At 37.4% G+C, this 13,833-nt stretch carries 18 protein-coding genes; 9 read left to right on the forward strand and 9 right to left on the reverse strand.

Translation table 11 applies throughout. The features are described from left to right. The first annotated feature begins 227 nt into the window (after positions 1 to 227). Positions 228 to 926, forward strand: a complete 699-nt coding sequence (ric, locus tag ACX9YW_RS07275) for an iron-sulfur cluster repair di-iron protein (protein ID WP_460344079.1) — start codon at positions 228 to 230, stop codon at positions 924 to 926. Between the two features lie 132 nt (positions 927 to 1,058). On the opposite strand, the gene moaA is transcribed toward ric, so the two are convergent. Beyond that, on the reverse strand, positions 1,059 to 2,075 hold the full coding sequence (gene moaA, locus ACX9YW_RS07280) for a GTP 3',8-cyclase MoaA (protein WP_460344083.1): 1,017 nt from the start codon (positions 2,073 to 2,075) through the stop codon (positions 1,059 to 1,061). A gap of 303 nt (positions 2,076 to 2,378) precedes the next feature. Between moaA and ACX9YW_RS07285 the strand changes: the two genes are divergently transcribed. Further along, positions 2,379 to 3,077: a Crp/Fnr family transcriptional regulator gene (locus tag ACX9YW_RS07285; RefSeq protein WP_460344640.1), complete on the forward strand. Its 699-nt coding sequence runs from the start codon at positions 2,379 to 2,381 to the stop codon at positions 3,075 to 3,077. Positions 3,078 to 3,116: 39 nt separating this feature from the next. Here the strand turns inward: ACX9YW_RS07285 and ACX9YW_RS07290 are convergent, their stop codons facing one another. The 4 genes from ACX9YW_RS07290 to ACX9YW_RS07305 all read right to left on the reverse strand — a co-directional run bounded on the left by ACX9YW_RS07290 (position 3,117) and on the right by ACX9YW_RS07305 (position 6,008). Continuing rightward, positions 3,117 to 4,241 carry a TIGR04053 family radical SAM/SPASM domain-containing protein gene (locus ACX9YW_RS07290; RefSeq protein WP_460344086.1) on the reverse strand — a complete coding sequence of 375 codons (1,125 nt, stop codon included), beginning with the start codon at positions 4,239 to 4,241 and terminating at the stop codon, positions 3,117 to 3,119. Between the two features lie 311 nt (positions 4,242 to 4,552). Next, the gene (locus ACX9YW_RS07295; RefSeq protein WP_460344089.1) at positions 4,553 to 4,891 is read right to left on the reverse strand and encodes a DsrE family protein; all 339 of its coding nucleotides are present in this window, start codon (positions 4,889 to 4,891) and stop codon (positions 4,553 to 4,555) included. Positions 4,892 to 4,893: 2 nt separating this feature from the next. Beyond that, complete coding sequence (locus ACX9YW_RS07300; RefSeq protein WP_460344643.1) at positions 4,894 to 5,205, reverse strand: metal-sulfur cluster assembly factor; 312 nt, start codon at positions 5,203 to 5,205, stop codon at positions 4,894 to 4,896. 23 nt (positions 5,206 to 5,228) lie between these two features. Continuing rightward, on the reverse strand, positions 5,229 to 6,008 hold the full coding sequence (locus ACX9YW_RS07305) for a prolyl oligopeptidase family serine peptidase (RefSeq protein ID WP_460344092.1): 780 nt from the start codon (positions 6,006 to 6,008) through the stop codon (positions 5,229 to 5,231). Positions 6,009 to 6,167: 159 nt separating this feature from the next. Between ACX9YW_RS07305 and ACX9YW_RS07310 the strand changes: the two genes are divergently transcribed. The 3 genes from ACX9YW_RS07310 to ACX9YW_RS07320 all read left to right on the forward strand — a co-directional run bounded on the left by ACX9YW_RS07310 (position 6,168) and on the right by ACX9YW_RS07320 (position 7,438). Continuing rightward, the gene (locus tag ACX9YW_RS07310; protein ID WP_460344095.1) at positions 6,168 to 6,986 is read left to right on the forward strand and encodes a Cof-type HAD-IIB family hydrolase; all 819 of its coding nucleotides are present in this window, start codon (positions 6,168 to 6,170) and stop codon (positions 6,984 to 6,986) included. Between the two features lie 111 nt (positions 6,987 to 7,097). Next, a complete protein-coding gene (locus ACX9YW_RS07315; RefSeq protein WP_460344099.1) occupies positions 7,098 to 7,250 on the forward strand; it encodes a hypothetical protein in 153 nt (50 codons plus the stop codon). A 2-nt stretch (positions 7,251 to 7,252) separates the two neighbouring features. Continuing rightward, positions 7,253 to 7,438 (forward strand): DUF3813 domain-containing protein, encoded by a 186-nt coding sequence (locus ACX9YW_RS07320; protein ID WP_460344102.1) that lies wholly within the window; start codon positions 7,253 to 7,255, stop codon positions 7,436 to 7,438. A gap of 34 nt (positions 7,439 to 7,472) precedes the next feature. Here ACX9YW_RS07320 and ACX9YW_RS07325 read toward each other — a convergent pair whose 3' ends face one another. After that, positions 7,473 to 8,219: a BsuPI-related putative proteinase inhibitor gene (locus tag ACX9YW_RS07325; RefSeq protein ID WP_460344105.1), complete on the reverse strand. Its 747-nt coding sequence runs from the start codon at positions 8,217 to 8,219 to the stop codon at positions 7,473 to 7,475. Between the two features lie 6 nt (positions 8,220 to 8,225). Beyond that, complete coding sequence (locus ACX9YW_RS07330; protein ID WP_460344107.1) at positions 8,226 to 9,068, reverse strand: YitT family protein; 843 nt, start codon at positions 9,066 to 9,068, stop codon at positions 8,226 to 8,228. 125 nt (positions 9,069 to 9,193) lie between these two features. On the opposite strand from ACX9YW_RS07330, the gene ACX9YW_RS07335 reads away from it, so the two are divergent. Together ACX9YW_RS07335 and ACX9YW_RS07340 are read left to right on the forward strand one after the other, a co-directional pair. Next, complete coding sequence (locus tag ACX9YW_RS07335) at positions 9,194 to 10,054, forward strand: DegV family protein (protein WP_460344110.1); 861 nt, start codon at positions 9,194 to 9,196, stop codon at positions 10,052 to 10,054. A gap of 72 nt (positions 10,055 to 10,126) precedes the next feature. Then, entirely contained in the window at positions 10,127 to 10,258 is a 132-nt protein-coding gene (locus ACX9YW_RS07340; protein ID WP_460344114.1) for a DUF3941 domain-containing protein, read from the forward strand. A 23-nt stretch (positions 10,259 to 10,281) separates the two neighbouring features. Here the strand turns inward: ACX9YW_RS07340 and ACX9YW_RS07345 are convergent, their stop codons facing one another. Next, positions 10,282 to 11,160, reverse strand: a complete 879-nt coding sequence (locus ACX9YW_RS07345; RefSeq protein WP_460344117.1) for a CvfB family protein — start codon at positions 11,158 to 11,160, stop codon at positions 10,282 to 10,284. Positions 11,161 to 11,275: 115 nt separating this feature from the next. On the opposite strand from ACX9YW_RS07345, the gene ACX9YW_RS07350 reads away from it, so the two are divergent. Together ACX9YW_RS07350 and ACX9YW_RS07355 are read left to right on the forward strand one after the other, a co-directional pair. Next, complete coding sequence (locus tag ACX9YW_RS07350) at positions 11,276 to 11,767, forward strand: YajQ family cyclic di-GMP-binding protein (protein ID WP_460344120.1); 492 nt, start codon at positions 11,276 to 11,278, stop codon at positions 11,765 to 11,767. 121 nt (positions 11,768 to 11,888) lie between these two features. Next, a complete protein-coding gene (locus tag ACX9YW_RS07355; protein WP_460344123.1) occupies positions 11,889 to 12,764 on the forward strand; it encodes an SDR family oxidoreductase in 876 nt (291 codons plus the stop codon). 29 nt (positions 12,765 to 12,793) lie between these two features. On the opposite strand, the gene ACX9YW_RS07360 is transcribed toward ACX9YW_RS07355, so the two are convergent. Next, entirely contained in the window at positions 12,794 to 13,831 is a 1,038-nt protein-coding gene (locus ACX9YW_RS07360; RefSeq protein WP_460344126.1) for a LacI family DNA-binding transcriptional regulator, read from the reverse strand. Positions 13,832 to 13,833: the final 2 nt, after the last annotated feature.

Below are 13,833 nucleotides of genomic sequence, written 5' to 3' on the forward strand. Positions count from 1 at the left end.
ATCAACTCCTACTACTTATATCAGTACTATTATACGGTCAATCAATCATAAAAGACATGTCAAACCTCACTAATCATACCTAGGTAAGAGAAAACCATATTTACACGTTTGAAAAGTTGTCAAAAAATACGGATGAAGTGTGATGGTTATCACCAAGTCTGGGTAGGAAATACAGTATGCTAATACAGTGAAGAAAAATATGTATTTATAAGGAGGACTTTTTCCTAATGACTTTTCCTTTTACTGAACAATCCTTAGTTCGTGATATTGTAAATGAATTTCCAAAATCAAGTGACTTGTTCAAAAAGAACAGAATTGATTTTTGCTGCGGTGGAAATACACCCTTATTAGATGCAGCAACCGCTAGTGGAGTTAATATGGAGAACCTACTAGTTAATTTGAAGGATTTATACGAAAAAAATCAAAACTTAGGGGCTACAGACATGGAGGTTTGGATGGATTCTGATTCCAAAACGATTATTGATCATGTCATCGAGCGTTATCACCGTCCACTAGAAGAAGAGCTTTCCCAATTAAGTCCATACGTAACGAAAGTTGCAAAAGTACATGGTGATCATCATCCGGAACTATTGAGAGTCTATGAGCTTTTCAAAGAGTTGAAAACGGAATTGCTAGAGCACACCAAGAAAGAAGAAGAAATTTCCTTTCCTCTTATTTTAAAACTTGAGGCAGGTGCTGTGGAAGATCGCGAGGAAGCGTTAATGCAAATTGCTGAGCTTGAAAAGGAACATGATCACGCGGGTGAAATTCTAAAGGAATTACGTGATATTACCGGTGACTTTATTCCTCCTCTCGATGCTTGCGGTACCTATCGCCTTGTGTACAAACGTCTTGAAATGCTTGAGGGCGAAACATTTATGCATGTCCATTTGGAAAATAATATATTATTCCCAAGATATATTTAATTTAATGGAGCTTTTGTTACCACCCTATTTTTACCTTTTTAATCCATTTGTTTTCTCTGATTGGACTGCGATGAAGAAAAATCGCAGTCTTCTTTTTATAAAAAAACTCCCTGTTCCAGGGAGTTTTTATCTTTAACCACCAATGTAGGACATTTCAATTTTCTTACGATTGCGGTTGGTTTCAGCGGTTCGTTCATCAGAATATCTGTCGTTTCGACCATTCCAAATTGCTGTAATGCGATTGATAATTTCTTCATCAGATACTCCACTACGCATATAGTCGCGAATATCATGCCCGTCTCCATTAAACAAACAAGTAAATAACTGCCCATTAGCAGATAGTCTTGAGCGAGTACAGCTCGAGCAAAATGATTCCGAAACAGACGTAATAAATCCAACAGCAACATTTGTATCTTTATAATAATACCTTTTGGCCACTTCCCCAAAGTAATTCGGATCGACTGGGATTAATTCGTATTGTTCATTTAGAATATTAAAAATTTCCTTTTTCGTTACGACATCATCCATACGCCAGCCATTTGTAGAGCCAACATCCATAAACTCTATATACCGTAGCTCAATTCCTTCTTGTTTACAAAACTCCGCCATTGGTAAAATTTCCGAGTCATTTAACCCCTTTTTTACGACCATATTAATTTTAACACCAAGACCGACATTTCTTGCCGCTAGAATTCCGTCTAATACAGGCTTAGTCCCAGTATTACGACCATTAATCTGCCCAAACAATTCATCATTTAGGCTATCTAAGCTAACATTAACCCGCTTTAAACCAGCATCCTTTAGATTTTGTGCATGTTGTGGTAAGAGAACACCATTAGTGGTTAAACCGATATCCGATAACCCGTCAATCACACTTAATTTCTGAACCAATAAAGGCAAGTCTTTCCGTAATAACGGCTCACCACCAGTTAAGCGGATTTTTTCAACCCCAAGATGAACAAAAAGTTTAGCTAAACGCTCAATTTCTTCATATGTCAACAGCTGGTTCTTTGGTAAAAAGGCGAAATCCGGTCCAAAAATTTCCGCCGGCATGCAATACTGACAACGGAAGTTACAGCGGTCAATAACCGATATTCTTAAATCCCTTAAGGGGCGATTTAATTGATCTTTTATCATCAATTTTTCCAATATTATCAACTCCAATTTGGAAACGTTATCAAAACCTATCATAAATCTAGAAATTGTTATTTAAATACTTTGTATCATTTTATCATATGTATGATGGAAATTGAGCGTAAAATAATATAAATAAAGTGAACAAGTTGGTAAATATAATGAGTTATAAACATTATCACCATAATATCCATAGTTTATATTTGACGGATTTGTGAAAAGCCTTTTTGTTTATTGGGGAATATGTTTTAATTACTTTATAAATTATTTCTGTGAGTTTTGTCACACTTTTTTATCAAATAACATTAAGGTGATGATATCGTGAATCAATTAAAGCCAACACATTCGATAGAGATAAAAGAACTTCTTCGCTTCGCTGATCGTAAATTTTATAGCCAAAGAGATACCTTTCTTTTCCAGGAAGGGATGGAAGCAGAAGAACTGTATATCGTCATGTCTGGGAAAATTCAAATTAGTAAAATTACGACCGATGGACGAGAGCTTTCTTTAAGAATTTGTGGTGCCAATGATATTTGCGGTGAACTTACCTTATTCACAGATAGTCCAAAATATTTATTAAGCGCGAAAGTTCTAGAAGAAGGCGAAATTGTTGCCATTAAAAAAGAAGTCATCGAAAGTGAGATTTTCCAAAACCCAACCCTAGCATTTGAATTTATGAAGTGGATGAGTGATCATTTTCGTAAAACGCAAACAAAGTTTCGCGACCTTGTATTAAACGGAAAAAAAGGTGCCTTGTTTTCCACCTTAATTCGGATGACGAACAGTTACGGTGTGCAAAAGAAGGAAGGAATTTTAATTGACTTACCACTTACAAATCAAGATTTAGCCAACTTCTGTGGTACTTCGCGAGAAAGCACCAATCGAATTCTCAATGATTTAAAGAAAGATGGAATTATTTCGATTAAAAAAGGGAAAATTACCGTCCATGACCTTCAATATTTAAAAGATGAAATTGGTTGTGAAAACTGCTCTGCCGTATATTGCAGTATTGAATAATATAGTGAAAAAGGGATGGTTCAAAACCATCCCTTTTCTTTATGCTTGAACTTGTTTTTGCCGTAATGCTTTTGGAATGTAAACGCAGAATGGTTCACTTTCCAAATAGTCTCCTGTCATAGCATAGGCACGAGAACGTGATCCTCCACATACATGTCGGAATTCACATACCCCACATTTCCCTTTATAAAGATCAGGGTTACGCAAAGATTGGAAAATTGGAGATTCACGATAAATTTCTGCTAATGGCTGTTCACGTACATTCCCTGCTTTTACAGGTAATAATCCGCTCGGATAAACATCACCAACATGAGAAATAAAGACAAATCCATTTCCATCATTAACTCCTTTAGGCGCGCGGCCTAAACCATCAATTGAACCAGTTAATCCTTGTTGTGTTAAAGCATCAAGATATTGGATATCCTCTTTGCTTTCTTTTGCCTCTCGCATCTTTTGTTGAATGACAACACGACGGTAATGCTGTGCAGCAGTTGTTTTAATATCAAACTTCACTCGCTTACTAAGATTATTCAACCATTGGAATACTTTTTCATGTTCAACCGGAGAAATCATATCTTTTTCCTGACCTCTACCAGTTGGAACTAAGAAAAATACACTCCAAAGGACACAATCAAGTTTTTCGACTAATGCAGCCATTTCATCCAAATGGTCGTAATTATAACGGGAAATAACTGTATTAATCTGAATCGGTAAACCAACCTCATGTAAATATTTGATACGTTCCATTGTTAAATCAAATGAACCTGCTGTCCCACGGAAATGGTCGTGGATTTCAGCTGTGGGACCATCTAAACTAAATGCCCATCGCGCTAGGCCGATTTCTTTCGCTTTTTCAATTGCCTCTTTTGTTACATTTGGCGTTGCACTTGGTGTCATCGAAACGCGTACACCTTTGTCTATGGCGTACTTGGCAATATCAAAAACATCCTCACGCATAAGTGGATCTCCACCAGTAAAGACAAGCATCGGGTTGTTCATTTCATATATTTGATCAATGAGTTGCTTTCCTTCTTCAAATGTTAATTCACGTGGGTCGCGACGATATTGGGCTTCAGCCCGACAATGTAAACACTTTAATTGGCATGCTCTTGTTAATTCCCATATAACGATAAACGGATCTTTATTAAAATCTCTGCTAAACATTATGAATTGCCCCCTTTTACAAGGCCATTGTATAAGTAACTGCCTTTATAGGAGTATTATAAATCACCGAATTAGGCGGAAAAGTGAACTTTCTCACACATTGGTTTCATTTAAACGGGGAAACAATGTCCGTTTTGTGAAAACCTCCGGATTGATGACCGTTTTTACTAAAAAACCGATAAATTATAACCAAAAGCAGAATTAATGCCCTTTTTAAGCAAAAATTTTAAAAAAGAGTCACTTCAAACAGATTTTGGTGACTCTTTTTACCCATAAATAAAAAAACGGGCAACAATACCCGTTTTTCACTATTATGCTATTGTTAAAACCTCAAATTCCGCAGCTAGTTCAATAAAATGTCCCATCGAGCTAATACTACCAACTGTTAACTTTTCCTCTAGCTCATAATGGTCGACACAGGTTTTGCAAGCAAAAATGGAGACCCCTTTGTCAGCCAATTCCTTAAGATGGACTGAAACAAAGGATTCATCAGTTAAAGTAAACACACCGCGGTTCATACAAAAAACTGCATGAGGTAGCTCCTCACGTTGCTTTAGCAGGGTGAAAAAAGTTTCCAATACGGATTCTCCTAACTGCACATCACCTTCACCTAATTTATCAGAACTAACTAATATCACTTTGTTTCTCATGATTAGCCTCTAATCCCTAGGGCAATTTTTGCATATCTAGACATGCGATCTTTTGACCAAGGCGGATTGAAGACAATACTTACATCAACATCATTTACCTCAGGAATATCGGCCAATGCACGTTTAACTTGATCAACGATGGTACCTGCTAATGGGCAGCCCATGGAGGTTAAAGTCATTGTAACCTTGGTAAAACCATTCTCGTCCATTTCCACATCATAGACCAAGCCAAGATTGACAATGTCTACGCCAAGCTCTGGGTCAATGACAAGCTCCAGTGCTCCCATAATATTTTCCTTTAATTGTTCATCCATCATCTATATTTCCTCCTAAAAGTTTATTTGTGAGTTTCCACTTTCAATGAAAAATGGATATGAAACCAATCCACCATTCTTAACAGCCCCTGATGACTAACTTTATGGCCTGCTTTTTCATCAACCAAAAAGTCAATTTGAGCATTCCTCTTTACCATCATTTCATAAAAATGAGACGAATATTCAAATGGAACTACTGGGTCCACCTTCCCGTGCCATAAAAATATCGGACGATTACCTAATTTTTCAGACTGTAATGACAGATCATAACGCTTGAGTTGCTCAAGTAGCTGCTCCTGCTCGACATCCGTTATTGGCAAGGAGATACCTTTTGATTCAACCTCTTTCATCTGCCTTTTTGCAAAGTCTAGATAGTACGGAGATCCCATTAGACTAGCCGCAACCTTTATCCACTTATATTGGGTAAGTGCTCCATGTGTAATGATTCCACCCATCGAGGTGCCTGCTAGCCCGATTCTTTCTTCGTCAATAAGACCCTTATCAAGAAAATAATTCTTTATACCCTCCAACTCATGAATGGTTTTCAGTACAATTTCCCAAAATCGAAAAGCTAACTCTTGTTGGTTTTGATTATTTGCTCGTTCCCCATGATATAGGGCTTCAGGTAACACAACTCGAAACCCCTTTTCGGCAAGTAAATAGGCATAATGTAGATTCTTTTCTTTAAAGCTGCCAAATCCATGAACAAAGATGACAAAGGGCAATTGACTCAGATGAACTTCCTCTTTCACAATATGTAGGGCTGGTATCTTATTGATAAAAATTTTTTCGACCAAAATCACTACCATATCCTCCGTACTTTATTAGTATAATGTTAAAATTGGACCGAATAAGTGAATTTTTGTACACTTAGGTAAAAAACTGTTAACATAGTATTATTATTACTAATTCAACTATATCATGTTGTTATAACTGAACTCAAAGTTTAAAGGAGTACGTATATGGCTGAAAAACATTTAATAGCTCTAGATTTAGATGGAACGTTATTAAAAGATGATAAAACAATTTCCAATCGAACGAAAAAAGTTCTGATGAAGGCGAAGGAAAATGGGCATGAGGTTATGATTGCCACAGGTCGGCCATTCCGATCAAGTGAAATGTATTATCGCGAATTGGAACTTTCAACGCCAATCGTTAATTTTAATGGTGCTTTCGTTCACCATCCCTTAAATCATAACTGGGGTATTTACCATTCCCCTCTTGATATTAAGGTTGCCAAGGATATTGTGGAAGCTTGCCAAAAATTTAATCTCTATAATATTATTGCTGAGGTAATTGATGATGTTTATTTACATTATCACGACCAAAAGCTTTTGGAACTTTTTAGTATGGGCAGTCCTTCTGTTACAACCGGCGACCTCAGGGACTTTTTGAAACAATCACCAACCAGTATGCTCATTCATGCAGAGGAACAGCATGTTGCAACAATACGGAAACATTTATCCGATGTTCACGCGGAGGTTATCGATCATCGCCGCTGGGCAGCACCATGGCACGTCATCGAAATTGTAAAATCAGGCTTAAATAAAGCTGTTGGCATTAAAAGGGTATCCGAGTATTTCCAAATTCCGAAAGAACGAATTATCGCCTTCGGAGACGAAGATAATGACCTAGAAATGTTGGAATACGCCGGACATGGAATTGCGATGGGTAATGGAATTGATCTTGTCAAAAATATTGCTAATGACGTAACGATAAGTAACGAAGAAGATGGTGTTGCTGTTTATTTAAATGAATTATTAAATCTAAAGGCAATTTAATTTTATCTGAAGTTTCCTATTTGAATCACGTCAAAATGAGCATACTATTATATGAAGCAGTGACATTGCTGTTTCTTTTTAAAAATGCTCTTATCATTGGAGGGATGACGGATGGGTAAACGTAGTAAGTCAAAACGCTTTGTTCAACAAGGGTTAGACACAGTTACTAAGCACGCAGAACGTATCCCATATCACACGACTTATGCTGAAGCCGAAGCACAAAAGATGGCCAATGTTCAAAACTCCTCTTACGGAGGAATTTAAACATGGGAAACAGACTGTTTCAAGAAGCCAGATCTTTTGTCGAATTAGCGAAAACAGCTCAGTCGGATGAGAAGCAAACTGCCATTTTAAGAGCAAAAAATGCATTAAGCTCTGCGTATGCAAACTCTACTGTTGCGGAACAAGCTCAGTTAAGTGAGATGCAGAAAGAGCTAGATCAAATTCAGTGAGTGAAAAAAGCTGGAACGCTGCGTTCCAGCTTTTTCATTTAACTTTTTTGGGATAAATATGAAGCATATTCCCTTTTTTATCCTTTTCATATAGGTAGAGAATGAAGGAATCACTCCCCTTTGGTATGTCCACTTTGATAAAAAAGGCCCCCCAAGCTGAAGGCTTCCCAGGTACTTTTACCATTGACTCCTTAACCAATTCCCGATGACCATCCTCAACCACAAAAAATAATTCCCCCCGGAGGGGTTTGGCATGTCCACTGATTTCAAGCCTATCTCCATTAAGTTTAATTATGACATTTTTTATAATTGGATTCTTTTCAGGTATCACCATCTCTTTTTGGTCCATTAAACGATGATAGCCTTTTAGGTCCTCACCATTTACGGAGATGGCCTTTAGTTGGGCTTTAACTAAGTATTTTCCAGGCTTTAATTTCTGACCATGTGGCTCACTAAGATTTACAGACCATTTTTTTGTTTCTCCTGGCCTCAATATTAGTTTTTGAAAGGCTTGTAAAAAAGAACGGCCATGTGAATAGTGGTAGACAATCTCTTCATCTTGGTTTGTAACCGTAAAATCAAACCATTGTGAAGTAGGTGCTTCAAACTCTAAAATTTGATTCCCTTCATTTGCAAGAAAAATTTCAATGACGGTTTCCTCCGGGTCCGGAACCGGGTTAATATAAAATCGAAATTGGCTTTCTGGGTTCGTTTCTGCCTGAACGTTTGATACTAATGGCAAGCTTGTAACGAAAAATAAGACTAACAAAATTTTTTTCAATTGTGCTTACTCCTTTCGGAAGAAACCAAATATCCCTGCTGTTTCTACAATATTGGTGAATGCATTGGGATCAGTTTCTTTTATTACTCTTTCCAAATCAAATAATTCATATCTAGTGATGACAACAAATAACATTTCCTTCGGTTCATTCGTAAAGGCACCCTTTACTGGAATAACGGTCATCCCACGAACAAGTCGAGCTTGAATCGCTATTTTCAAATCCTCGGCTTTTTTTGTAACGATCATCGCGGTTAATTTTTCATGGCGTGTATGAATCGCATCAATGACCCTTGTAGAAGCATAAAGTCCAACGATTGTATAAAGGGCCTTTTCCCAACCAAACAAATAGCCAGCTGTAATAATGATTACTGCATTCATTAGAAAGAAGTATTGACCGACAGGCTTGTCCTTCATTCTTGATAAAATCATTGCAATAATATCCAGACCTCCTGTTGATGCACCCCATTTTAAAGTTAAACCAACACCAACAGCGGCAATTACGCCACCAAAAACGGCATTTAGGAGCATATCCTCGGAAACATTTCTAATCGGGAGAATTTCAAGAAAAAAAGACATTAACAAAACACTAAAAAAGCTATACAAGGTAAAGATTTTTCCAATTTTTCTCCATCCTAAAATCGCAACAGGAATGTTTAATATAAAAAGTAAAATACCGGTTGAAATTGCAAATGGCGTATATTCCGTCGAAATTCGCGATACTAACTGAGCTATCCCAGCAAATCCACTAGCATATACATCTGCTGGTATGAGAAAAAAATTCATTGCCAACGCATTGAGAAATGCACCTATGACAACAATAGCTAATTTCTTTAGCTCTAACAAAATCAAAATTTACCACCCCTTACCATTAAGTTGTACTATAGTTTCGTCCAATATCCATCGATTCTAATTGAAGTTTATTGTCGAAACCGATAAACTAAAGGAAAAACAAGAATGGGAATGAGGGTGACCTTATGGCGGTTAAAATTTTGGCAGATAGTGCTTGTGATTTGCCACTAAGTTTTTATGAACAATATCAAGTTCAATTGCTTCCTTTAAAAGTGCTGATTGATGAAAAGGAATATGAGGATTTAGTAACGATTCAACCCGATTCTGTCTATGCAGCAATTCGTTCAGGTAAAATGCCAAAAACATCTCAAGTATCGCCAGCCACTTTTGAAAAAGTGTTTACTGATATGGCCAAACAAAAACAGGAGGGCATTTATATTGCTTTTTCCTCGGAGCTTTCAGGGACCTACCAGTCTGCTGTAATGATGCTCGAGCAAGTAAAGGAAAACTATCCAGATTTCCAACTTACGATTGTTGATACAAAATGTGCTTCTTTAGGTTATGGATTAGTTGTTAGAGAAGCTGCTTTCTTAGCGGCCGATAACCATTCAAAAGAAGAAATTCTTGCAACTGTTGAATTTTACACACAACATATGGAACATTTATTTACCGTTGACGATTTAAACCACTTGGCAAAAGGCGGCCGATTATCAAAGGCATCAGCTTTTCTTGGTGGCTTATTAAACATTAAGCCTCTGTTAAATGTCGAAGACGGCAAGCTTGTTCCGGTTGAAAAATTGCGCGGTAAAAAGAAGCTCCTCAAACGTTTGGTGGAGCTAATGCAAGAAAGAGGCCAATCATTTTCGAAACAAACGATTGGAATTAGCCATGCAGACGATATGGAAACAGCATTAGAATTAAAGGCGATGATTGAGGATTTATTGAATCCGCGCGAGGTATTAATTACGTCAATTGGATCAGCGGTTGGGGCTCACACAGGACCGGGAACAATTGCGTTATTTTTTCTAAGTGAAACCCAAAACTAATCTTACATACTCCCTACCATTTAAAGAGACAATAGAAACGTACAGTCAACTTTGATGAAGGGAGTTATTTTTATGCCACATACATCTGATAATGATAAAAAAGCTCAAGACAATAACGCCTTTAGACACGAAAAAAATATGATTCGCGAAAAGAATCGTCAGGCTGGGAAACATCAGTACTCTAAAAAAACAGACCATAAATAAAAGGGGAAAAGACCAAGAGCAATTTAGTTTTGCTCTTGGTCTTTTTTTAGATAAGTCCAGCCTTCTTGTTGATAAACCTTTCCATCCTTCATTAACTTTCCTAATGCTCGTTTAAAGGCTCCCTTACTCATTTTAAATCGTTCTTCAATATCTTCTGGCATGCTTTTATCCCAATACGGCATAAGACCATTTCGTGAATGCAAATAGTTCATAATAATGTCGGCATCAGAGTCTTGTGCTTCGTGTTTTCTTGGTAGAAGTGAAACATTGATGGTTCCATCCGGTTTAACATCAATCACTCTTCCTTCTATTTTTTGTCCTAGCCGCGGTTCTTGTTTTCGTTGACTCTCATGAATAAATCCTCGATAGCCTTCAGCGGAAATCATCCAAGTACCAACCTTAGCAGTTCGGTAGACATATCCTTGGATGTTTTTATTTAAGTCATTTTGGCTAGCCTTAATCGAAACTTCTGTCACAATTTGCTCTGAAGCTAATTTTGCATATAGTCTACCATTTCGATTCACTCGTAGTGTCGAATACACCATGTCCCCAACTTGCGGCCAAACCTCTTTGACAACTGGTAGATCATCTTTTCCTAATAAAAGATCCTTTTGAATACCGATATCTAAAAATACTCCTAGGTCATGACGAACATCAACAACCTTTACCCAATCATAAAATCCTTGATGAATAAGTGGTTTTTTCGAAGTAGCTGCCAATCTGCCTGTAGAATCGATATAGATAAATACTTCTACCTCTTCATCCAACTCATAGTCTTTAGTTGCTTCATTATTGTGTAGTAACACGTCCTCTTTTCCATCTGTTAAAAAATATCCAAAATCTACTTTTCTTGCCACCGTTAACGTAATTAATTCACCTAGGGATTCTTCAATATATGACATTTAGTCGACTCCTTTCAAAATGAGCTATCTATTATTTGTCTTTTTTACCGAAAGTTGTTTGAATCGCTTTATTTTACTATAATTAGAACATAAAGTGAATGATGGAGGTAGAATTATGTCGAAAGAAGCTTCATTTGATATTGTGTCCAAAGTGGACTTTTCGGAAGTCACCAATGCCGTAACTATGACAATGAAAGAAATTCAAACCCGCTATGATTTTAAAGGTAGTAAAAGTGACGTTTCGGTGGATAAGGAAGAACTGGTGTTAATCTCGGATGATGAGTACAAGCTTGATCAATTGAAGGATGTTTTGCTAAATAAATTGATTAAGCGAGGAGTTCCAATTAAGAATTTAGATTACGGAAAACTTGAAGGGGCATCTGGTGGAACCGTCCGTCAACGAGCTAAATTGGTTCAAGGTATTGATAAAGAGAATGCTAAAAAAATCAACATGGTTATTAAAAATAGTGGACTAAAGGTTAAAAGTCAAATTCAAGAAGATCAAATTCGTGTAACTGGAAAGAGCCGTGATGACCTACAACAAATTATCGCAGCTGTTAAAGGGGCTGATTTAACCGTTGAAGTCCAATTTGTAAACTATCGATAGTTTACTTTGTTAGGAGCGAATTTTTTTCGCTCTTTTTTTCATGGCTGGACATGAATGAATCCCCTCCTATCTTGGAATAGCTAATTAAGATTTGAATAAAATTAAGGGGGGGAATCATTTTATGAGCTCATCTTCAAATTCTAATCAAAAACAAACCTTTCCACCGCAGCATCAAAATCAACAGCCTGGCGTAGAAAGGGAGATGAATCCTAGACCTAAATCATCTTATCCAGGATACCACGGTAGTAACAAACTAAAAAACAAGGTAGCGATCATTACAGGTGGTGACAGTGGAATTGGAAAATCCGTTGCGATCTATTTCGCTAAAGAGGGCGCGGATATTATTATTTCCTATTTAAATGAGCATCAAGACGCGGAGGAAACCAAACAGCTAGTTGAGGCAGAAGGACGATTATGTTTACTAATACCTGGTGACATCGGATCCGAAACATTCTGCCAAGAGTTAGTCCAAAAAGTGATTGCTCAGTTTAAGAAAATCGATATTCTCGTCAATAACGCGGCTGAACAGCACCCACAAAAAAGTATTTTAGATATTACAGCTGAACAATTGGAGAGTACTTTTAGAACGAATATTTTTTCCATCTTCTATTTGACAAAAGCTGTACTTCCATATCTACAAAACGGTGCATCAATCATTAATACGGCTTCGATAACAGCTTATGCCGGAAATGAGCAGTTAATTGATTACTCTGCTACAAAAGGAGCCGTCGTATCCTTTACCCGATCACTCTCAGCTTCATTAGTGAAACAAGGAATTAAGGTAAATGCTGTTGCACCCGGTCCAATTTGGACTCCGCTAATTCCTTCAACCTTCACAGCCGAACAAGTTGCCACCTTTGGAAGCACTACTCCAATGGGAAGAGCTGGTCAACCACATGAACTTGCAGCAAGCTACGTCTTTTTGGCAAGTGAAGATTCCTCCTATATGACCGGACAAATGTTACATGTCAATGGAGGTATCATCGTGAATGGATAACAAAAAAAGCAGTGTCGCCGCTGCTTTTTTTAGTCGTTCATTATTTTACTAGGCATGTCACAGGTTAGTCGTTTAATTAATTTATGCTGGATGATGATTCGCTTAACCGGTTCTTTTGGATTCTCAATCTTTTGAATCAAACTTTTTGCTGCCTCAAATCCGAGGTCAAAAATTCCGATATCAACAGATGTTAATGGTGGTCTTGACATTTCCGAAAGCATAACATTATTAAAACTAATTACTGAAACATCATTTGGGACCGAAATCCCCATTTCATCTAATGAGTTGAGAACCCCTAAGGCCATTAAGTCATCCGTAACGACTAAAGCGGTTGGTGGTTCCTCAAGTGAGAACAGCTCCTTTACCGCTCCTTGTCCACCTTCCTTTAAAAATTCTTCATGCATAATGTATTCTCTTTTTAAGGGAAGATGATAATCACGTAGTGCCTTTTCATAGCCTAATAAGCGTTCTACCGTTACAACTAAGTCCAAATCACCACCAATAAATGCAATTGACTTATGACCTAAATTGATTAAATACTCAGTAACTTCCCTTGTAGCTCGAAAGTTATCATTATCTACATGGGTGATTTCCTCCACATGTTTAAAGGGTTTACCAATTACGACAAATGGAAATTTCCTCTGTTTTAAATAGGTTAAAATAGTATCTTCAACCTTTGAGTATAGTAAAATAACCCCATCTACACGGCCCCCCTGGACCATTTGAACAACTCCATCAAAAATTTCATTTTCTGTTTTTCCGGTCGTCATATGCAAGGCATATTGTTTTTCATTTGCCCCTTCACTTATCCCTGCAAGAACAGTCGGGAAAAAAGGATTTTGAAATACCTTATCGGTTGAGCTAGGCATCACTAATCCAATAGCTTGTGTGCTTTGGCTGGCGAGGCTTCTGGCGATAAAATTCGGGTGATAGCCAAGTTGTTCCATCGCTTCCCTAACCTTCTCCTTTGTTTTTTCGCTAATCCGTGAACTATTTGCAATTACTCTGGAGACGGTTGAGGGGGCAACATTTGCAAGCTTAGCTACATCTTTAATGGTGACCGCCATTT

The sequence above is a fragment of the Pseudoneobacillus rhizolycopersici genome (assembly GCF_054786815.1).

Bases quoted from the DNA above. Each gene is read 5' to 3' on its own strand.
- ACX9YW_RS07340 (WP_460344114.1), top strand. From the start codon at position 10,127: ATGCCACATACATCTGATAATGATAAAAAAGCTCAAGACAATAACGCC.
- ACX9YW_RS07355 (WP_460344123.1), top strand. From the start codon at position 11,889: ATGAGCTCATCTTCAAATTCTAATCAAAAACAAACCTTTCCACCGCAG.
- ACX9YW_RS07300 (WP_460344643.1), bottom strand. From the start codon at position 5,205: ATGGATGAACAATTAAAGGAAAATATTATGGGAGCACTGGAGCTTGTC.
- ACX9YW_RS07315 (WP_460344099.1), top strand. From the start codon at position 7,098: ATGGGTAAACGTAGTAAGTCAAAACGCTTTGTTCAACAAGGGTTAGAC.
- ACX9YW_RS07360 (WP_460344126.1), bottom strand. From the start codon at position 13,831: ATGGCGGTCACCATTAAAGATGTAGCTAAGCTTGCAAATGTTGCCCCC.
- ACX9YW_RS07320 (WP_460344102.1), top strand. From the start codon at position 7,253: ATGGGAAACAGACTGTTTCAAGAAGCCAGATCTTTTGTCGAATTAGCG.
- ACX9YW_RS07310 (WP_460344095.1), top strand. From the start codon at position 6,168: ATGGCTGAAAAACATTTAATAGCTCTAGATTTAGATGGAACGTTATTA.
- ACX9YW_RS07335 (WP_460344110.1), top strand. From the start codon at position 9,194: ATGGCGGTTAAAATTTTGGCAGATAGTGCTTGTGATTTGCCACTAAGT.
- ACX9YW_RS07295 (WP_460344089.1), bottom strand. From the start codon at position 4,891: ATGAGAAACAAAGTGATATTAGTTAGTTCTGATAAATTAGGTGAAGGT.
- ACX9YW_RS07345 (WP_460344117.1), bottom strand. From the start codon at position 11,160: ATGTCATATATTGAAGAATCCCTAGGTGAATTAATTACGTTAACGGTG.
- ACX9YW_RS07350 (WP_460344120.1), top strand. From the start codon at position 11,276: ATGTCGAAAGAAGCTTCATTTGATATTGTGTCCAAAGTGGACTTTTCG.
- ACX9YW_RS07290 (WP_460344086.1), bottom strand. From the start codon at position 4,241: ATGTTTAGCAGAGATTTTAATAAAGATCCGTTTATCGTTATATGGGAA.
- ric (WP_460344079.1), top strand. From the start codon at position 228: ATGACTTTTCCTTTTACTGAACAATCCTTAGTTCGTGATATTGTAAAT.